This window comes from Chryseobacterium sp. PMSZPI (assembly GCF_002835665.1).
In the GTDB taxonomy this organism is placed as follows: Bacteria; Bacteroidota; Bacteroidia; order Flavobacteriales; family Weeksellaceae; genus Chryseobacterium.
In genome coordinates this window covers 1-21340 of record NZ_PIZV01000017.1, presented here as the reverse complement: position 1 = coordinate 21340, position 21340 = coordinate 1, and the positions used below count along the sequence as shown (strand labels likewise).

Here is a 21340-nt window from a genome sequence, read left to right as displayed (position 1 = left end):
AAAGGAGTATTTTTGTAAATTATAATTATCTAATATGATAAAGAGGTTTTTTATTCTATCCAGTTTATGTATGGTTTTAGGAGTTTCAGCTCAGAAATCGCATACCGTTGTACAAGGTGATAACCCTTACAATATTGCAAAGAAGTATGGAATGACTGTAGATGAATTGTTGAAGCTAAACCCAAAGTTTAAAGACGGAAAATTAGCTATTGGAGATGTTTTAACAATAAAAGCAGATAAAACAACTCCGGCAGTTACTAAAACTGTTGTGGCTGAAAAAGCAAAAACGGCTCCAAGTTCAGCACTTGGAAAAATTGTTTTGCAACCAAAGCAAACCATCTATGGGATTACAAAACAATACCGAATTTCTGAAACTGATTTAAGAAAACTGAATCCCGAATTGGATTCCCACATGAAAATTGGAGATGAGATTACCTTACCTCTTGCCAGTATCAAAAAATACGGTGACAGCCAACAAGTGATTGCTACTGAAAAACCTGTAGAAACTCCCGTTGAAAAACCTGTAACACCAACTCCTGCGTCTGCTGACACAGAATCCTATGTGGTTCAGGCAAAAGATAATTATTACAGAATTACAAAACAGTTTGGAATTAGCCAGCAAGATCTTTTTGCTTTAAATCCGGGATTGGAAGAGAAAGGATTAAAACCGGGTGAAACTATTAAATTAAAAAAATCCAATACAAATTCTGTTGCAGAGCCGGTAGCAGGTTCAAAAGAGAAAATGGATTCCGGAAATACTTCACCAGCAGCTTCTAATGTTACAGTTGCAGATGATTATGTAACATATACTGTTCAGCAAGGAGATACCGTATTCTCTATTGTTAATAAATTTGGAATAAGTATTGATGAATTAATTGCGCTTAACCCTGATCTTGCCCATGGATTAAAAACAGGAATGGTTTTAAAAATTAAAAAACAAGATCCTGTTTATATAAAGAAAAATGGTGATGCCTTAAGCGTGGTATTGATGCTGCCTTTTGGATATAGTGCCAATGAAACACAATATAGAGGAATGGCAATGGACTTTTTAACAGGAGCAAAACTTGCCATTGAAAGAAATGCCAGAGGAGGTCAGAAACTGGATGTCAAAGTTGTGGATTCAGGAAATGAGGCTTCATTCAGAAATTCTTTGACTCAAATTAATCCTGAAAATACAGACTTGATCATTGGCCCATTCTTCAAATCCAATGTAATTGATGTACTGGATTTTACTAAAAATCAAAAAATACCGGTTGTAGCACCATTTGCCAACACACCGGAACTTTATAACTATAGCAATTTAATTATTGTTGAAACCAACAATCAAACCTATGCGGATAAGATCGTTGAAGAAGTAAAAGCAGTTTATTCAGATCAAAAAATATATGTAGTTGCAGATTCTAAAAAAGAAAATGCCAACTATATTAAAGCAGGTCTTGAAAAAGCGGTGAAAAATCCTAATATTATTATCGTGAATTCCCCTGCTGAGATTCAATTGGATCAAAATATGATGACAGGGCAATCTGCTCCGGTTATTGCAGTATTGGCGAACGATAACGATGGTATGGGAGATGCTTTTGCCAATAGAATCATCAGTCTTTCTAAAGAAGCTCAAGGAGTAAAAGCTTTCAGTATGTTCTATTCACCAGTTTTCGAAAAGAAAGTGGACGATTTGAGCCAGGCGAGCCTGGTATATCTGATGGATAGAAAAATCAATACTGACGGTAACTTTGAAAAAGAAATCTTAGCAGCTTATAAAAGTAAATACTGCAAGATTCCTCCAAAATATGCGATCGTAGGTTTTGACGTGGTGAACGATATGTTAACCAGAGAAAATAAAAAAGGTGAAATCTTTAAGCAGATGAATAAAGTTCAGACTCAGTTGGCAACCAAATTTGAGTTTGTAAGATCTAAAGCTAACGGAGCTTATGTGAATACTGGTTACAGAGTAATCAGGTTGGTTCCTTAAATGATTTATAACACTTTAAAAGAATATTGTTAACATTATAATTATATTTGCATAATATTTAATTCATTACATGAAAGCACTTGTATTTCCTGGGCAGGGTTCTCAGTTCGTAGGGATGGGAAAAGAATTGTACGATTCTAGAAAAGATATTAAAGATCTGATGGAATCTGCCAATGAAATTTTGGGTTTCGACATTCTTTCGATTATGTTTAACGGAACGGATGAAGATCTTAAGAAAACAGAGGTTACCCAACCTTCAATTTTTATACATTCAGTAGCTGCATTAAAAGCTGTAAACGGGCTTGGAGCAGAAATGGTAGCAGGTCACTCTTTAGGAGAGTTTTCAGCATTAGTTGCCAATGGAGTTTTATCCTTTGATGACGGGTTGAAATTGGTGTCGGAAAGAGCAAAAGCTATGCAGGAAGCTTGTGATGCAAATCCAAGTTCTATGGCAGCAATTTTAGGATTAGAAGATGCTAAAGTTGAAGAAATTTGTGCACAAATCAACGGAATAGTTGTGCCTGCAAATTATAACTGTCCCGGGCAGTTAGTAATTTCCGGAGAGACACCGGCAGTGGAAGAAGCTTGTGCTAAGCTGAAAGAAGCTGGGGCAAAAAGAGCCTTATTATTGCCTGTAAACGGAGCCTTCCACTCACCATTGATGCAACCCGCACAAGAAAGGTTAGCGGCTGCTATTGAAACAACAAAATTCAGAAAAGCAACGATTCCTGTATATCAGAATATCACGACTACGGCAGTGACAAATCCTGATGAGATCAAGCAAAATCTTATCGCTCAGCTTACAGGTCCTGTAAAATGGACTCAGTCTGTTCAGAATATGATTAAAGATGGTGCTTCTAACTTCGTTGAAGTTGGACCTGGTAAGACATTGCAGGGATTAATCAAAAAAATTGACGGGTCAGTAGAGTCTACTTCTGCTATCTAATAAAAAAATATGAACGCGATATTTTCACCGGGCAAGCTGATGCTTACTTCAGAATATTTCGCGATCGACGGAGCTCTTGTCTTAGCGGTACCAACCAAGCTGGGACAAGAGTTTTTCTTTGAAGAGGAAGATGATGAAAAATCCTTGATCTTCTGGGAGGCATATCATCAAAATAAACTTTGGTTAACAGCTGCTATTGATTATAAGAACTGGCAAATTCTACAAACCAATATTCCTTCAAGTGCTGAATTTATTTTAAAAACATTGAAAAATGTTCAGCAGCTTTCTGAAACTAAATTCAAAAATAGCATTACCTATCGTTTAAAAACCAACCTTCAATTTCCTGCAGATTTTGGACTGGGAAGCAGTTCCACCTTAATGAATAACCTTGCAGAATGGGCTGGAGTAGATCCTTTCTATCTAAATACAATTAGTTTAGGAGGAAGCGGGTATGATATTGCTGTTGCTAAAGAAAAATCAGCGGTTCTTTTCCAAAACAAGCCTGAGATTCGATATGAGAAGGTTAACTTTAATCCTTCTTTTAAAAATGAATTGATTTTTATTCATCTCAATCAAAAGCAGGATAGTAGGGAAGGAATCAATCTTTATAAATCGAAAAAGAAGTCACCGGAATTGATTGATGAATTTTCAGATATCACAAAGAAAATTTTATTATGCAATGAATTGGAAAAATTTTCTGAATTAATGATGATTCATGAGCAAAAAATATCCCATTTCATTGAAATTCCTACAGTTAAAGAAAAAATATTCTCAAATTGCCCTTCTTTTATCAAAAGCTTAGGAGCTTGGGGTGGAGATTTTGTAATGAGTGCCAAATTTGGGGGCTTTAAAGACTATTTTTGGGAGAAAGGTTTTACAACTGTTTTTGAATGGTCTGATATAATTGATTTATAATCAATATTTTATAAACCTGTTTTTTTATTTGTCATTCTGACTTATATCAGTATATTTAAACCGTCTTTAACAAATAATTAATATTATTTTTGTTGAAGTCAATAAAGAAATAGAAAATATAAGTAAAATGAAAAACACTAAAATCATCCAGGATTTAGAGAAATTAGGGATTAAAGGAAACTATGAAGTCGTGTATAATCCTTCATATGAAGCATTATACCAGGCTGAAGTTTCTCCTGAAAATCAGGGGTTTGAGAAAGCAGAACTTACGGAATCGGGCGCGGTATCAGTAAAAACAGGAATTTTCACAGGTCGTTCACCTAAAGACAGATATATTGTTCAGGATGATGTTACAAGAGATACAATTTTCTGGGATGGTAAAGTAAACTTACCTACCACTGCAGAAATTTTCGGGTCTTGTAAAGAACTAGTGCTGAACCAGCTTGCTAAATCTAAAAAGATTTATGTAGTAGATACATTCTGCGGAACGAATGCAGATACGAGACTTAAAGTAAGATTTATCGTTGAAGTAGCATGGCAGGCGCATTTTGTTACTAATATGTTCATTCGTCCTTCTCATTATGAGCTTGAAAACTTTGGAGAGCCGGATTTCACAGTAATCAACGGTTCTAAAACAACAAACCCTAACTGGGAGGCTCAAGGATTGAATTCTGAAAACTTTATTATGTTCAACCTTACTGAAAAGCTACAGATCATTGGTGGTACTTGGTATGGAGGCGAAATGAAAAAAGGAATGTTTGCTATGATGAACTATTACCTTCCATTAAAAGGTATGGCGTCAATGCACTGTTCTGCTAACGTAGGAGAAAAAGGTGATGTCGCTTTATTCTTTGGCCTTTCAGGAACAGGAAAAACAACTTTGTCTGCAGACCCTAAAAGATACTTGATCGGTGATGATGAGCACGGTTGGGATAACAACGGAGTTTTCAATTATGAAGGAGGATGTTATGCTAAAGTTATTGACTTATCGGAAGAAAAAGAACCAGATATCTTCGCTGCAATCAAGAGAGATGCACTTCTTGAAAACGTTGTAATCAACAATGGAGTAGCAGATTATACAGACGGATCTATCACTGAAAATACAAGGGTTTCTTATCCAATTTATCATATCAACAAAATTGTATTACCATCTAAAGCTGGTCATGCTAAAAAGATCGTTTATCTTTCAGCTGATGCATTCGGGGTACTTCCTCCGGTTTCTATCCTGAACGAAGATCAGGCTCAATACCACTTCCTTTGTGGTTATACATCTAAATTAGCAGGAACTGAAAGAGGAATTACTGAGCCTCAGCCATCTTTCTCTCCGGCATTCGGTGAAGCATTCCTTACACTACACCCAACAATGTACTCTAAAACATTGATTGGTAAAATGAAAGAATATGGTGCTAAAGCTTATTTAGTAAACACAGGTTGGAATGGTACCGGAAAGAGAATTTCTTTAAAGGATACAAGAGCAATTATCGATGCAATTATCGATGGTTCTATTGACAACGCTCCTAAAACGCAGGTTCCAATTATGAATCTTGAAATTCCTACTGAACTTCCGAACGTTTCTACAGGTATTCTAGATCCTAGAGATACTTACGAAAATGCTTCAGAATGGGAAGAGAAAGCAAAAGACCTTGCTTCGAGATACATCAAAAACTTTGAGCAGTATTGTGATACTGAAGAAGGTAAGAGATTAATTGCTTCAGGTCCTCAATTACAAGAACAAACTATCTAATAGGATATTATACAAATTGAAAGGCTCATCATTGATGAGCCTTTTTTATTTTACCTCTCGCGGATCAAGCTGATTTTACAGATAATTACGTTATAAATATATAAGCTTTTAACATTGAGATCTGCTTAATCTGCGAGCAAAAAATTAATCATTGATTTACTTTAAGCTCAGGATAGCCAATCGGTATCCATCCATACCAAATCCGGATAATACGGCATCAGTGTTGGCTGCTGTAACCGATTTTTGTCTGAATTCTTCTCTTTTATAAATATTGCTGATATGAACTTCAATTTTCGGTTTCTGAATATTTTTTAAACAGTCAGCAATAGCGTAAGAATAATGGGTAAAAGCTCCAGGATTAATAACCACAGCATCAAAATCATCTTCCTGAAGTCTGTTGATAATTTCTCCCTCGATATTGGATTGGTAATATTTTAATTCATGGGAATGAAATTCAGATTTTAAGTTTTCCAAATAAGTTTCCATGGAAACTGTACCGTAAATTTCTGGCTCTCGGGTTCCTAAAAGATTGAGATTAGGTCCGTTGATAATTAAAACTTTCATATAAAGAATTTACCCAAAGATAAATATTTTCTATAGATCTTGAGTGTTGTCAATTTTTAAGTTCTGTTGTATGTATTCAGAAGGAGTAATTCCTTCTATTTGTTTAAAAACTCTATTAAAAGTAGATTGATTAGAAAAGCCGGCTTCCGTATAGACATACATTAGAGTAGTTTTTTGAAAATCAATTTCTGTGAACAGCTTTTTTATATAGTTTATTCTATAGATATTAAGATAAGTATTAAAATTAGAGTAGCCTTTATAACGAATTGCTTTAGAAATATAAGAACTATTGATATCTAAAACTACACTTAGCTTTGAGAGGTTGAATTTGATGTCTTTAAAAAGCATGTCCTGCTTCATTGCTGTTTCTATTTTTTCAAACAGTTTTTCCATGCCTTCTATATCTATAATAATGCTGTCCGAGGAAACTTTGGAGTCATTTATATTCTCCACATTCTCTGTATTATTTATTTTATCTCTGATTTGATAAATAAGTTCTTGTCTTTTTAATTTATCCTTATAATAAATTAATAAAGTAATGACCAGAAAATTTGAAACAAATAAGAGAATATCCGTATACATAACCTCTTTCTGAGTATGTTCGGGAAAATTAAAATTAAAAGTATTACCTACAATAATTGCGATGAGAATCGTCGCTAAAGTATAGATGGTAAATCCTACAATTGTTCTTTTAGAAAAGAAAATATATGCTCCTAAGGGTATAGGCAATAACCAGCAAAATCCTGCAACTGAATTATTCCAATAGGCAAGCATAATATAAAAATTATAGATTGGTGCAAGTATCAGGTACGATTTTACTAATTGATTAGCAGGATATTTTTTTCGAATAATAGGATACCAAATCGCTAATAGACTTATCCCCATAGCGAGATACCAAGACATCATTTCATACTTGATATAAAAAGTGAAAAGAAGAAAATAAATTATTAAGATAGACGTCATAAGAATAATGTATCTGTCCATCAATTCAAGTTTTATCTTCTCTATTTCTTCGTTTTTAGTATCCAATGCAGTCATCTAAAATTAATGTTGTATGGGTGTAACAATGATTTTTAATAAATCATTTTTGTAACAGGTTGTTATTCAGTTTATTATTTTCTTTGAGCTAATTTCTGGATTTTCATTCATACCTCTTTACTTTTATATTCTTTTATGATATAGCTTTGCTGTGTAAGATGGTAATGAACAAAAAATAAAAACTAAATCAATGAGCTTTCAATTTTATTGGGTGCATTAACTGGTGTTTTTTGGTGTGTAATATTTTCTTTTTTCAAACGGAAATTTAGTGAAAATATTAAAAAAGCATACAAAACAATGATGATATTTTTTTTAAAAGAAGATTAATGAAAGCCTTAGATTGAAATACACTTTTAATATTTTTTATTTTTCTTATTGAAATTAACAACACAAATGTCCTTATATACAATAACATGTCCTGAGTTTTAGGAAAACATGTTATTAATTTTAAAAGTTATTCTTAGATGAATAAGACACAATTTACTTACAGCCATTGCCTTTGCAATGGCTTGATCCCAAGTAGGCATTGGTACTTTTTATTCATCTTTTGAATAAAGGCTTAAATTTTTAATAAAACAAACGCATGATGAAAAAATTATTGAAAAATGTAGAATTGTTAAACTCCCTTGAAATATGAAGTTTGACATTAAGAGTATCCATGTTGGAAATTGTATTAGCAGAAGGGTTGATGAACTAGAAGTTACCATACCCCGCATTTGTAAATTTTTAAATACAACTGAAATTGAAATTTATAAAATGTATCAACAACAGAGCCTGGATACAGATATTCTTCTCAAATGGAGTAAGCTTTTAGAGTATGATTTTTTCAGAATTTATACTCAGCATCTGATTATTTTTGCTCCTCAGGGCAGTCAACATTATAATGTTGTACCCCAAAAGAAGCAATCTTCTCTTCCGCAATTTCGAAAGAATATCTATACAAAAGAGTTGATTGATTTTATTCTGGAATTGATTGATACAGGTCAGAAATCCAAATTTCAAATCATTGATGAGTATGGTATTCCAAAGACTACCCTTTATAAATGGATGGATAAATATAGAAAAGTGTGACATGTTAGCATGAACAAATTCAAGAGTTGAATTCATAATTAAAAAAGGAATGAATAATAAACAGCCAAACTACAAAAAGATCTATACAGACATTATTTTAATGAAACACCCTGATAAATTGGATACCTGTCAAGGGCTTTTAGAAAAAAAGGAATTTTCCACATTAGATGTTATTAAGTTAAACCAAATGGTTTTTGGTTTAAAAGAAAGTAATTCTATTCAACTTAGCCAGAAGCATAAGTCTTATGATAAGTCTGCAATTATGGAAATCTTAGAATATCAAAAGAAGAGTGGGCGTAATAATACTCAGGTTGCACGTCAATTTAATATTAGCAGGAATTCTCTCGCAAAATGGAAGAAACTATTTTTCCATGAGTGTGAGTGATCGTATTTGATAATTGATTGTATTTGATTGAATGGCACAAAAGTGCCATTTTTTTTGTTTAATAAAACGTATTTTATTTTGCGTAATTTTCAATGATATTTGTCATGTTTGATGAAGTGATAATTTTTATAACACCTTGTACTGGGTGATTTTTAATAAAAACTTATGATAAATTTTCAAAAATTATCATGAAATAACATAAGTCTACTTGTTTTGTAGACTAAATATTTATAGCTTTGCAAACATATTTCGATCGGCTTATAAAGAAAGATGGAGGGAACTGACCCTGTGATATCTTGACAACCTGCTATTATGCAAGGTGTTACATTCAGCCTTTAAAGGAAAAATAAGCATTTTGTATATCGTGATTATCGATGCCCTTTGCTGATTTTTCTGCAAAGGGCAAAATTTTAATATGTGATAAATAAAATTGATTATGATTGGTAAAAATTTAATTAGCTATAAAATTTGGATTCCGCCAGTTGCTGCATTTTTTTTAGGAATTACCAGTGTAAGTGGACAGAATTCAAAATCTAAAAAAGATACACTCAAAGAAAAGGAAATTGATGAAGTCGTAGTAGTTGCTTATGGAAAGGCAAAAAGAACGAGTTATACCGGTTCTGTATCTACGATTTCCAGTGATAAGATTAACAATAGACCGGTAACCAATATTACTAAAGCGTTAGAAGGACAGGTTCCCGGAATTCAGGTGACAAGTTCTTCCGGTCAACCAGGGGCAACTTCTACTATTCGAATCAGGGGAATTGGGTCGATAAGTGCTTCCAGTGATCCACTATATGTTGTGGATGGAATTCCTTTTGACGGAAATATTAATTCAATAAGTCCAAACGATATTGAATCCATCAGTGTATTAAAGGATGCAACCGCAAGTGCACTGTATGGTTCGAGAGGGGCTAACGGAATTATTATTATTACAACGAAGTCCGGTAAAAAAGGGGAGGCAAGAATTAACTTTAATATCAGTCAGGGGTTTTCCAGCAGAGCTGTAAAAGATTACGAGCAGGTTAATACGGATCAGTATTTCCAATTGTACTGGGAAGCTATGAGAAATGGATATCAATCCGGGCAGATTTCTGCGCAGCAGGCAGCACAAATGGCAACGGATAACCTTACGTCGGGCGCCGGCTTGTCAATTAATCCTTATGGTGCTGCTTACCCTAAACCTATAGGTACAGACGGAAAACTATTACCAGGTGCAAAAGCTTTATGGAATGATGATTGGAGAGATATTTTACAAAGGATAGCTTCCAGAAATCAAGTGGACCTGGATATCAGTGGGGGAAGTGATAAAAGCAGCTATTTCTTTTCATTAGGGTATCTGGACGATAAGGGAATGGCAATTGAATCTGGATTTAAAAGATATAATACCAGATTAAAGTTGAATTCTGAAGTGAAAAAATGGTTGAATGTTGGTGTGAATTTAAGCTATACGAACAGTATTCAGCAAGCTCCGCAATCTTCGGATTCGAAATCAAGTAATATTATCCAGGCTGCAAGAATTGTTCCTTCTTTTTATCCATATTATGAAAGGAATGATGATGGATCTTATGTGTTAGATGCCGCCGGAAACAGAATTTACGATTTTGGTAAATACAGACCAACCAGTGCTTTGCAGAATGAAAATCCTGCTGCAACTTTACCACTGGATAAGAATGAAAATAAAGAGGATAACTTCTCAGGGAAAGGGTTTTTAGATTTTACTTTCTTACCTGAGTTGAAATTCCGATCAAGCTTTTCAGTTGATTTAGTTAATTATAATGGTCATTATTATTCCAATCCATTGATTGGACAAGGAAGTGAAACTAATGGTTCGGTAACTAGGTCTAATAGCAGAACCTTATCTTATACTACGAGTAATATTTTGACGTTTGACAAGAAGTTTGGAAAACATCACTTTAATGTGTTGGGAGGACAGGAATTTTATAAATATGATTATCAAACTATCTCAGGAACGAGAACTCAGTTTTCATTGCCGTATTATTATGAACCTGATGCTGCTGCATTATTGGGTAGTTTCAGTGGGAACAGTGATAAGGTGAGCCTTTTAAGTTTTCTTGGGAAAGTAGAATATGATTTTAATAATACCTATTTCCTATCGGCTTCAGGAAGGGCAGATGGTTCTTCAAGATTTTCACCGGGAAACAGATGGGGAAAATTCTGGTCTGTAGGAGGATCCTGGAAAATTTCGAATGAAGAGTTTATTAAAAACCTAAATTTCTTTAATCAATTAACGCTTCGTGCAAGTTACGGTGGCCAGGGAAATGATAAATTATTGCAACAGAATAAAACACCACTTTATTATGCTTATCAGGAATTGTATAGGTTTTATAATAATCTTGGTGAACCGGGAACTGTTCTTGAAAAAGCATTGACAGAGAATTTGAAGTGGGAAACAAACCTTAATATGAATGTAGGGCTGGAGTTTGCAATTCTTAATAATAGAGTTAAAGGAAATATCGAATATTTTCAGCGAAAAAGCCAGGACCTTTTGTTCAATATGCCGGTAGCGCCATCATTAGGGATCAATGATTTTCCTGCTAATATTGGGACAATTAAAAATACAGGTTTTGAGTTTTCATTGTTTACAACACCAATTAAGACTAATGATTTTCAGTGGAACTTAGATATTAACCTGAGTACGTTAAACAATACGATCACCAAACTACCTAAAGGTTCTATTGTATCAGGAACTAAATTATTAAGAGAAGGAGGTTCTGTGTATGATTTCTACATTGCTGAATGGGCAGGAGTAGATCCTAATAACGGAAACCCATTATGGAAAACTTATACTACAGATGCTAGCGGAAATACGGTAGAAGGAACAACGTCTGAGTTTGGAAAAGCAGTAAGAACATTACAAGGTTCCGCATTGCCTAAATTAACCGGTGGTATCAGTACAAGTATTAGCTATAAAAACTTTGATTTTTCCGGATTGTTGACCTTTAAAATCGGAGGGAAGGTATTGGATACGGATTATACTTCAATCATGCATAGCGGAAACTCCGGAGGTCGTGCATGGAGTGCTGAAATGCTGAATAGATGGACCCCGGAAAATCGTTATACAGATGTTCCCGCATTGACTACTACATTAACTAACTGGACGGGTAATTCTTCGAGATTTTTATATTCGGGAACGTATGCAAGACTTAAAAATGTAAGTTTAGGATATACACTTCCTTCAGATTATTTTGAAAAAATAGGTCTTAAAAAATTCAGGATTTATATTCAGGCAGAGAATCTTCTGACATTCTATAAACATAAAGGAATGGATCCTGAGCAGGCGTTGGACGGAACGACTTATTATAGATATCCAGCGATGAGAACAATCACTTTTGGTCTTCAGGCAACTCTTTAACTTTTAAAATTGAAACAATGAAAAAATTAAAATATTTATCTTTTGGTCTTATCGGGTTGTGGTCACTTACAAGTTGTGAAAATGAGTTGAATACAGCTCCTACAGATCAGGCGAACCAGGTTGAGGTTTTTAAGACGGCAGAAAGTGCAGAAACTGTAGTTAACGGAACCTGGGCAAAATTTAATGATGAAGGAACAACCTATGCCAATATAGGATATTCAACGGTATTAAGAGCTAGTGATGCTATGGGAAGTGATGTAGCTGTTCTTACTAATAAATATGGTTTTTCTTCTACCTATCAGTTCTCGGAAATGGCTAATAATACGGCTGGTCGTCCTCTGTTTATCTGGTCCCTGTTTTATTCTACGATTAATAATATGAACAATGTTATCGCAAAAATTGATGGAACGGAAGGAAGTCAGGAAAAAAAGAATCAGGTAAAAGGGCAGGCAAAGGCATTGCGCGCATTCTGTTATCTGAATATTGCCAGCTTTTATCAGTTTAGTTATTTTAAGGATAAAACAGCTTTAACAGCTCCTATTTATACGGAACCTTCAACCATTAATACTCCGGCAAAGAAGAGAGCAAGTCTGGAGGATATTTATACTTTGGTTAAAAGTGATCTTACAGATGCTGATAACTTATTGAAAGATTATGATAGAAATAATAAGGATAAAATCAATCATGCAGTTGTTAATGGGCTTTTAGCGAGAACATATTTAAATATAGGCGAGTGGAGTAAAGCTTCTGCAGCTGCAAAAACTGCAAGAGAAGGTTATCCTTTGATGGCGGCGGAAAAATATAAAGATGGATTTAATGATATCAACAATGTAGAATGGATTTGGGGACATGGTCAAACTCAGGAACAATCAGGTGAAAGTTATGCTTTTCATTATCTGGATGTATCTTCATCAGGAAGTTATTACTACAGTTTTATGGCTGATCCTTATTTTAAAAATTTATTTGATTCTAACGATATCAGAAGCCAGTTATTCTCATGGGATGGCCTTAAAGGTAGGGAAGGATTGTTGAGATATGCCAAGTTTAGATTTAAACCAACTCTTATTGGAGACATTGTTTATATGAGAGCTGCGGAAATGTATCTTATTGAAGCCGAAGCAGAGGCAAGAAATGGAAATGTATCCCAGGCTGTAACTGTTTTAAATCAATTAAAGACGGCAAGAAAAGCTAATGTTTATAGTGGTTCTTTAGCTCAGAATGATGTTATACAAGAAATTTTAATTGAAAGAAGAAAAGAATTGTTTGGAGAAGGTTTTGCTCTTTCCGATATTATCAGAACGCAAGGAACTGTAGTGAGAAAACCGTTTGTAGGTGCTGATGGCAAGCCAATAAAGGTCCAGATAACAACACCGGACGGAACAGTGAAAACAGTAGATGGAAGAGGGCATTCTATTTTTGCTTTCCCTAATAAAACAGCTTTTGTTCCGAACAGCAATTATTATTTATTTAGTATTCCACAGAAAGAGTTCGAGAATAATCCGAATTTATAATATACAGTTCATAGTTTAGATTTGATTTTTAAGCCACTGCTTTTGCGGTGGTTTTTATTTTGATAAATGTCTTTTTTTGTAGATTATTATTAAAAAGGCTACCTCATAATTGAGATAGCCTAAATTTAGAAATTATTTATGGTGAAAAAATTATTTCCCCCTAGATCGATAATATACTAAAGAATCAAAAGTGTGCATAAAGTTTTTGAAACTTTTAGTTTTTACAGTGTCAATATTCTCTTTTTCATCAAGAAAATAGCGATAATGTATTGATAGGGATCTTTTATTGGTTTTAATTATAATAGTATCACCTGGTTCAATAGAATTTGCTCTCTGACCTATCTTGGTATTATTATTAATAAGATAGATTTTATTCTTATCAAAACTTTTTCTTAAAACAGCCCAATCCTTATCTGTTAGTTTAAACCTAAGGGTGTCAGAGGTATCAGGCTCCATCATAAGACTAGTTGTATAAATATCAGTTCCATTAACAGTAGAAAGATTTCTATTTTGGTTTAAAATCTTAATATCTTCACTTAATATTTCTTTTTTTTCACAAGAAAATAAGATTGAACAAGTCAATGATATAATTAAAGGTATTGCTAAAAAGATTTTCATTCTAATATAATTTTATAAATTTTTCGAGACCGGCAGTGCTCCATCTGTAAGCATTAGGAATATTAAATCCTCCAAATCTGGAGAGATTTCTAACAAATGAATCAACATTTAGTCCATGAAATCTGGCATATGAATAGTTGTATGACCATGCCGACCTTTCCAAATAAGTTTCAAAGCTTAGCCCTTTCATATAATGATAACTGTGTATAAATTCATGATTGATAATACTTTTTGCTAAATAATGTCCATCTACATGTACTCCTTTTAGCCCTGGAGATACATATAGAGCAGAATAATCTCCAGATTTAACAGTTTTTGCAAGCATAGTAGTTTTTGTTCCTTCAATAGAATTACCTAAAGCATCCGTTTGATATTCAGCCATAAATCCATTTTTGTATTTCAATATGTGTTTATCGTCACCGGCACTAGGCAAATTAGTTTCTGATACTAATTCTATTTTTGAAATTTTAAGCTTTTTCATAATGACTTCCACATTTCCATTATTCTTATTGATGTACTCGATCAATTCTTCTTGACTGCTAAATTTTTGCCCGTCATAGCTGAATTTTCCTTCTGCATTTGCCTGTAATACATCTTGACTACCATTATTTGAAAATAATTTTCCAATTCCCCAACTAATTGCTCCCATTGCACCTCCAATTACTGCGCCTTGCGTAATTCCTTTAAGGAAGTTTGTTCCGCTGGCTAAGGCTTGTACGGCAGAAGCTCCTGCTCCGGATAATACTCCGTTACCAATACTTGCAATCAAAGATCCGGCACTGAATACCTGCCCGAGGCCTGCTGATACAGCCCCGGTAATGGATCCGATGGTAACAGCTTTAAAGAATCCACCCACACTGAAACTTTTCGTCAAATATGCTTTTGCAAGGTATAAGAACGTAGCAATGGCAGAAGAAATGATTGCCCCAGTCATAACCGTTCCCCAAAAAGCTCCCATCGCTGCAAGGAATGCAAATTGGAATAATTCTCCATTTGGATCACTAAACATCAATGGATTATTGAGAACATAGCCATATTTATTATAATTTTGAGTATTATATGGCTCCTGAATGTTCTCATCTGCATTTAAAAATCTTCTGAGTAATGGATCATATAATCTTCCATTCATATGGATAATTCCTACCTCCGCAAAATGCTCATGACCTGTATAGCCTCTGTCTACTAGTAATGAAGCATTATCAATGCTATTTTTATCCGTAAGTATTGGTCCGTTTCCTATCTGAAGATGGGTGAAGTTACCCCACGCATCAAAATGTCGTTGTTCCAATTTATTTCCGGCTTCATCACTGATGGCAAGAATACTGCCCAGATAATCCTTATGTAGGAATTTATAAGAAGCATTGGTCTCATCATAATTTTTTAAATATACGATATTACTCTCATATGGCGTTCCACCAATATAAATGGTATGTTTTTCTTTACCTGTTACATTGTCTTTAGTCACTTCAAAGCTTCCGTCTTCACTGTAGAACCTTGTAAACTTACCTTCCTGTTCAGGATCAAAATTACCTCCGAAAGAAACTTTTTGCCTCATTGCTGTTAATCCATACTGGAAAGCAACGTCACCTTTTTCTCCATCAATAAATACCGGATCATTATTTTCGTTATAGATAACGCTTTGAATCAGGTTATTATTATAATTTTGTGTTCCCACAGCATTAAGGGTCATTCCCGTTGGTTGGTAAATCTTAGCTGAGTTTTCAAATTTAATTTTTCCAACCTGGTCATTCTCAAGAATTCTTCCCTTTACATCATAAATATTGGAATTATACTGACCTGTTACAGGATGAGTCCATTTTACCAATCTATTGTTGTTATCATACTCAAATACTTCTGTAATATTAAAGTCTCCACCTGTTCTTCTGCTTCTTAATTCATTTTTAACAGCATCGAAAGAATAGGTTACCTGTAAAAGATCCTGTTTAACTTGAGAAGAATGATTTATACTTGTTAAAAAGCCATTGGAGTCGTCATAGAGGTTTGTAATGTCAACTGCTCCTAATTTAGCTTTAAGAATCTGTCCTCTCTGGTTGGTTTCTTTGATTTCAGATAAAATTTTTCCTGAATTTTTATCTTTTACCTGGTATAAATCTCCGTTCCATTCATTGTAAGCATTTTCAACCGTTACTTTTGTAAGGGCTCCGGAAGAATATAATTGCTTTTCATAAGAAATAACTCTCGCTTTATCGTCATAAGTGATTCCTTTTTTTATGAAATATTTATCATTGCTGCTTTCCGAAGTAGAAATAACCCTTCCCTGAGGGTCGTATGTTATAGTAGAACTATAAGCTTTCCCTTTGGACGTTCCGGATTTTGAAGTAATTCTTCCTTTCTCGTCATAAGTAAAGGTAATCATCTTATTGGTAGCCTTTCCAACATCAATGGTAGAAACTTCTTTCTGAGAAATAAGCTGCCCAAGATTGTTATAGGTATATTCCTTTGTTCCTTTTGGGCTGATTGTTTTTTTGATCTGACCGAACCCATCATATTCGTATTTGTATAATCCGTTTGAAGGATCATTAAATTCTGATTTTCTTCCCCATTCATCATATTTTGTGGTGACCATATTTTCGGCATATTGTGCTTTGGTCTGTTGACCGGCGGCATTATAAGAGAATTGTATGGTTCCTCCTTTATCTGTTGTAGAAACTACATTTCCTAAAGCATCGGTAGTTTTAGATGTGGTTCTTCCATAGCCGTTTAATTCTTTCACAGTGGTGGTTAAACCGGAAACAGAAGTTTCCATTTGTTTTCCGTTAAATGCAGTAGCCGTTATTTTAGTCGGAAATACGGAATCATCATAAGCAATGGCATTCCACTGATTGGCAGTCTGCCATTCAAAATAGGGCTCAGATTCCTTAACTTTTCTCCCCAGAACGTCATATTGGGTTTCTTTAGATATCCATTGTCCTTGCCCCAATGCTTTAGAGGAAGTTTTATAATCTTGTCCTAATTTATTGGTATATTTTTTTGAAATATCTCCATCAGGATCATTCTGGGTAATAATGATATTGGAGTTATTATCCCTTTCATACTGATAAGTAGTTGTACCTCCTAAATTGGTTTTAGAAGTCAGCAACTTGCCCCAACGATCATAAGTATTGATAAGTATATTACCTAAAGCATCTGTTTGGTTTTCAAGCTGCCCCAAGTCATTGTAGATCATATTGGTTTCCAATCCCAGATTATCTGTTTTCTTTACAACAAATCTTCCTTTAGAGTCATACAAGGCTCCACTTGTTTGGATTTGTGAGTCTACACTATTACTGACTACCTTCTGGTTTATATTTCCGAAACCGTCATAATTATAGGTTTCAAGCAAATATCCTGTATTATCACGATTCCAGTTTTTTAAGGTTTTTAACAAATTGTTTTCATAGACATATTCCTCTTTGGTGGATTTTGTGTCACCATAGGCTTGCAGTTTTTCTGTTTTGTTTTTTGGGCGCCCTACATAATAATCAGAACCTGCTGCTGATATGTTATGAATGTATTCAAAATCAGAAGTAGTTACAGCATAACCATTATTTACATTGGTAACAGTTTGTTTTGGAAGATAATAGTCTCCGTAAATGATGGAGCTGTTTGTTATTATACCACTCAGGAAGTCTTTTGTTTTAGTACTTTTTGGAACGATAGCCGTTACCACTTTCGGTTTGTCGGCATCAGAAACAGGCGTGTTTACCACCTGTCCGTTTAACAATTTATAGGTATCATATATAGTAGATTTAAAACTCAATAAAACGGAATTGTTCTCAGAAATATCTGCAGGAAAAATGTTGTTTTCATTGTTAGTCCTGATACTCCATTCTTTTACCGGAGCTCCATCAAAAAGAGGATCAATTTCTATTCCTGACCAGATCTTAGTATTTTCAAAGCCATCAGCATACCATGAACTGCGGGCAGACTGATGATATCCCATCATCCCTTTGCCCTGTAAATGTCCTATCATTCCTCTGTAGCGAAAATCCTGTTTTTTGCCTTCCTGTCTAAGCTGAGATACTGCATAGGATTGGTCTGCTCTATTTAAAGAAAAGTAAGGGTAATACTCTTTTTTTACTTTTTGGTAAAAGCTAGGGGTAGCGGTATTATCCGGAATTACCTCCAGATAATCTGCTGATGTAGTAATCCCTCCCTGAGTAATGGCTTGTATTTGTGATAACTTTCCGACAGGAGAGGGAGATTTAAGCTTATGCATTCTTTCTTTCCAGAATAATAATACATCATAATAGTTGTTGTTGACTTTTACCTGTGAAGTGATCGGTGAGAATAAAGCAAATTCACTGGTACCGGTTATATAATTATATCCTCCATAATTATAACTGGTATAGAAATCGGGACTTCCATTTGTTGCTGCTCCATTAGCGGTATAAGCGGCGATACTATAGCCAAAGTATCGGTTAAGTATTTGTCCACTTGAATTTACCTGACCGGCTTTGTTATAAGAATTGATATGTACAATATCTGATTTACCATCTTTATTAATATCTGAGGTGGTATAAAAATTCCTGTAAATATTAAAAGTAGGGTAATTACTGTTTTGATAGTCATCAGGTTTTCTATATTTCAAAAAGTCTGTTTTTAAGATATTGGAAAAACCTTTTCCGGTACCCGTATAAAATCTCCAATTATCTTTTTCCTTATTATCTGTAATAGGAATTGTAAAGTCAAGGTTCCCGTCACCGTTGAAGTCTCCGAATAACACAATAGATTCCGGTGCTTTTGTTTCAGCTAAATTACCTGTGAATTTTATTTTTTTAAGATACTGATTAGGAGCCGTTTTTATAAACTCAAACACAGTATAAGCAGTATTGGAGACATCTATAATATCTACTTTCCTATCTCCATCTACATCCAGATATTGTTGTTTATAATAAGAACTTTCATTAATCCCGGAGTCAATAGTGTAGGTAGAGACAGGGTTATTTACATTCTTTAAGTCAATAATAAAATTTCCTACTGTATAGGTATTACAATCAAGTATTGTACATGGAGGTGGACGGTTAACAATATCGCCAGCACTTTTATCGCTACAGTTAGGGTCCGGAACCCAGCGACAACGTTCTTGCCTTAATGTTAAAAATATATCTGTTATGCCATCTCCATTAAGATCACCTTCATTAAATATAGGGGATAACATTTGACAGCCTGCAGGGTGGGGGTCAGTTGTACTTTGTGTACATTGTGATTCATCATATACGACCTTTTCAAATACTTTTACAAAAGCATTGTTTCTGAAGATATAACCAACTACTTTACCTGCTTCGTATTGAACAATTCCATTTCCATTATGAACCTGTCCTTCTTCATCCAACAAAGTATTAACAACTTTAGCTTCTGCAGTAAAAGTTTTACCTGTGGAAATATCCGTAAAGGTATTATTGAGCCCTCCAAGCTTCACTACACCATTATTCAGTGAGAAATCCAAATATCCATCACCGTTAAAATCACCTGTCAGCTTTACATTTTCAAAGCTATCTACATTATTGTTTGAAAATTCTAAAACAGGTTGGGTAGGAGTTGGGTAAGTAAAAGCTACCGGATTAGCCGCATTGTTATCCGTATTATACTCAGTTATTTTATCAACGACCTCATAATTTGTTCCATTTTTTAGATAATTAATTGCATATCGTTTAAATAGATTTCCGCTTGAAGTGACTTTAACTTCAGACAATAATCGAGTTTGTAAGAAACGGGTACCTCCTACATAAGAATCCTCGGTTAAACTTCTATTAATATAGCTAAAATCTATTTTGTTAAAATGAGGTGTATTCAGAGTCTCATTTCCTCCCCATTGGATGCTTGAAATTATAGCCACATTTGAAATACCTGTTTGTAAATAGTCATAAATAATATAATTACCTTTACTATCTCTCCATTTTACAATATTGTATTCGATAGGAGTTCTGGCACTATTAGGTCCCGATGTAATTCCTCCGTACCATGCTTGTGATCCATCCTCAAAAGTCACCTCCCAATATTCAGGCCCTTGCCAACTTTGGCCAGTTATAGATCCGACGGATTTTATTTTGACATTAGAATATTTCTCCGTTACATATTGTGCTCCATCCTTACCATATTCTCCTGATTTTAAAATTAATCTTTGACCATTAAAGCTATAACGATCCGAATAATCTAATTGAGCACCTTTAGTTTCTGCATCTTTATCAATTGTTTTTCCGGCTCTTGAAATAGAGGTAATACCTGAAATGCTCCAGCCATATCCGGCAATTCCGTTTCCTGAACCACTGGTATACATAAGATTTACTTGAGGAGCAACACTTTTCACTCCAGGAGGCAATGCAATAGGGAATGTAAACTGCAACTGCCCGGTTCCATTGACAGTTATATTTCCTTTTGTGTCATGAAAACTTTGTCCTGCCGGCGCAGAGGTACCACTTGGATTGTTAGCTCCTGCATTGGAATCTACAGGACCTCCTCCTGCATTTTCTGTAGCAGGTCCCGGTTTAGCTATAAAAGGATTAGATGTAGTTGATTTGGCTATAAAGCCCTGTGCAAGGATAACCGCCTGCGGATCCTGAACGGTACGGGAAGTAGTTTCTGGCTGATACAGTACAGTTTGCGAAAAGCCCATCACTGAAAACAGGGACAGTAAAAAGGGTGAAACTATTTTCATATTTGTATTAGTTATTTAAATGATAATTGATGAATGGTCGTTGATAGGTTGTAGAAGAATATGTTTTAATTAAATCTTTCAATGCTTCAATCTTTAAATTTCCTTCCTTATCTTCTATCTTTTGGTAACATTTCTACCAAAGACTCTTCCGTCCTTCAACGTAAAACGCAGAATATAAACACCCCAATCATATCCGGTCATGTTAATCTTAACCTGACGATTCAACCCGGGTGCGTTTTGCTGTTGAAACTTCCAATGAACGGTACTATGTTGGTAGAGTGAAACAGATTCTATTAAGCTATCCACTTCTTCTGTCCAGTCAATCGTTAGATAGTCATTTACCGGAACAGGATATAATCTGATCTGTTTCCAAAATGCTTTTTCATCGATGGCAGGAGCCTGTTGAGTAATAACAGCTGTTTTAGCCTGTTCTTGTAATTTCGTTTCTTTCAGAATAGCCTCTTCAGTTTTTTTGGCTAGGGCATTAGTTCCTCTGTATCTCTGATTTCCGGCTTCGTCATATTTGAAATAGACTTCGGTTTGTG

Annotated in this window: 13 protein-coding genes and 1 riboswitch; of the genes, 8 read left to right on the top strand and 5 right to left on the bottom strand. The window is 34.6% G+C overall.

Annotated features, from left to right (window positions below; all coding sequences use genetic code 11):
* Nucleotides 1–34 precede the first annotated feature (34 nt).
* The 4 genes from CW752_RS04120 to pckA all read left to right on the top strand — a co-directional run bounded on the left by CW752_RS04120 (nucleotide 35) and on the right by pckA (nucleotide 5574).
* Nucleotides 35–1969: a LysM peptidoglycan-binding domain-containing protein gene (locus CW752_RS04120; RefSeq protein ID WP_228401611.1), complete on the top strand. Its 1935-nt coding sequence runs from the start codon at nucleotides 35–37 to the stop codon at nucleotides 1967–1969.
* Nucleotides 1970–2039: 70 nt separating this feature from the next.
* Complete coding sequence (gene fabD / locus CW752_RS04115) at nucleotides 2040–2915, top strand: ACP S-malonyltransferase (RefSeq protein WP_101238503.1); 876 nt, start codon at nucleotides 2040–2042, stop codon at nucleotides 2913–2915.
* A gap of 9 nt (nucleotides 2916–2924) precedes the next feature.
* On the top strand, nucleotides 2925–3830 hold the full coding sequence (locus tag CW752_RS04110) for a GYDIA family GHMP kinase (RefSeq protein WP_101238502.1): 906 nt from the start codon (nucleotides 2925–2927) through the stop codon (nucleotides 3828–3830).
* Between the two features lie 127 nt (nucleotides 3831–3957).
* Nucleotides 3958–5574 carry a phosphoenolpyruvate carboxykinase (ATP) gene (pckA, locus tag CW752_RS04105; RefSeq protein WP_101238501.1) on the top strand — a complete coding sequence of 539 codons (1617 nt, stop codon included), beginning with the start codon at nucleotides 3958–3960 and terminating at the stop codon, nucleotides 5572–5574.
* Between the two features lie 156 nt (nucleotides 5575–5730).
* Here pckA and CW752_RS04100 read toward each other — a convergent pair whose 3' ends face one another.
* Nucleotides 5731–6138 carry a type II 3-dehydroquinate dehydratase gene (locus tag CW752_RS04100; RefSeq protein WP_101238500.1) on the bottom strand — a complete coding sequence of 136 codons (408 nt, stop codon included), beginning with the start codon at nucleotides 6136–6138 and terminating at the stop codon, nucleotides 5731–5733.
* Between the two features lie 30 nt (nucleotides 6139–6168).
* Nucleotides 6169–7176: a helix-turn-helix domain-containing protein gene (locus CW752_RS04095; protein WP_101238499.1), complete on the bottom strand. Its 1008-nt coding sequence runs from the start codon at nucleotides 7174–7176 to the stop codon at nucleotides 6169–6171.
* 633 nt (nucleotides 7177–7809) lie between these two features.
* Here CW752_RS04095 and CW752_RS04090 point away from each other — a divergent pair.
* From CW752_RS04090 to CW752_RS04075, 4 genes are all read left to right on the top strand, one after another.
* Entirely contained in the window at nucleotides 7810–8247 is a 438-nt protein-coding gene (locus CW752_RS04090) for a transposase (RefSeq protein ID WP_101238498.1), read from the top strand.
* Between the two features lie 49 nt (nucleotides 8248–8296).
* Nucleotides 8297–8632: a helix-turn-helix domain-containing protein gene (locus CW752_RS04085; RefSeq protein ID WP_101238497.1), complete on the top strand. Its 336-nt coding sequence runs from the start codon at nucleotides 8297–8299 to the stop codon at nucleotides 8630–8632.
* A 255-nt stretch (nucleotides 8633–8887) separates the two neighbouring features.
* Nucleotides 8888–8985: riboswitch (SAM riboswitch) on the top strand.
* Nucleotides 8986–9068: 83 nt separating this feature from the next.
* Entirely contained in the window at nucleotides 9069–12008 is a 2940-nt protein-coding gene (locus tag CW752_RS04080; protein WP_101238496.1) for a SusC/RagA family TonB-linked outer membrane protein, read from the top strand.
* A gap of 17 nt (nucleotides 12009–12025) precedes the next feature.
* Nucleotides 12026–13519 (top strand): RagB/SusD family nutrient uptake outer membrane protein, encoded by a 1494-nt coding sequence (locus CW752_RS04075; RefSeq protein WP_101238495.1) that lies wholly within the window; start codon nucleotides 12026–12028, stop codon nucleotides 13517–13519.
* A gap of 150 nt (nucleotides 13520–13669) precedes the next feature.
* Here the strand turns inward: CW752_RS04075 and CW752_RS04070 are convergent, their stop codons facing one another.
* The 3 genes from CW752_RS04070 to CW752_RS04060 all read right to left on the bottom strand — a co-directional run.
* Complete coding sequence (locus CW752_RS04070; RefSeq protein ID WP_101238494.1) at nucleotides 13670–14137, bottom strand: hypothetical protein; 468 nt, start codon at nucleotides 14135–14137, stop codon at nucleotides 13670–13672.
* Nucleotide 14138: 1 nt separating this feature from the next.
* The gene (locus tag CW752_RS04065) at nucleotides 14139–20795 is read right to left on the bottom strand and encodes an RHS repeat-associated core domain-containing protein (RefSeq protein ID WP_101238493.1); all 6657 of its coding nucleotides are present in this window, start codon (nucleotides 20793–20795) and stop codon (nucleotides 14139–14141) included.
* Nucleotides 20796–20909: 114 nt separating this feature from the next.
* Nucleotides 20910–21340, bottom strand: a 431-nt coding sequence (locus tag CW752_RS04060; RefSeq protein WP_101238492.1) for a hypothetical protein, incomplete at its 5' end; no start/stop codon positions are given.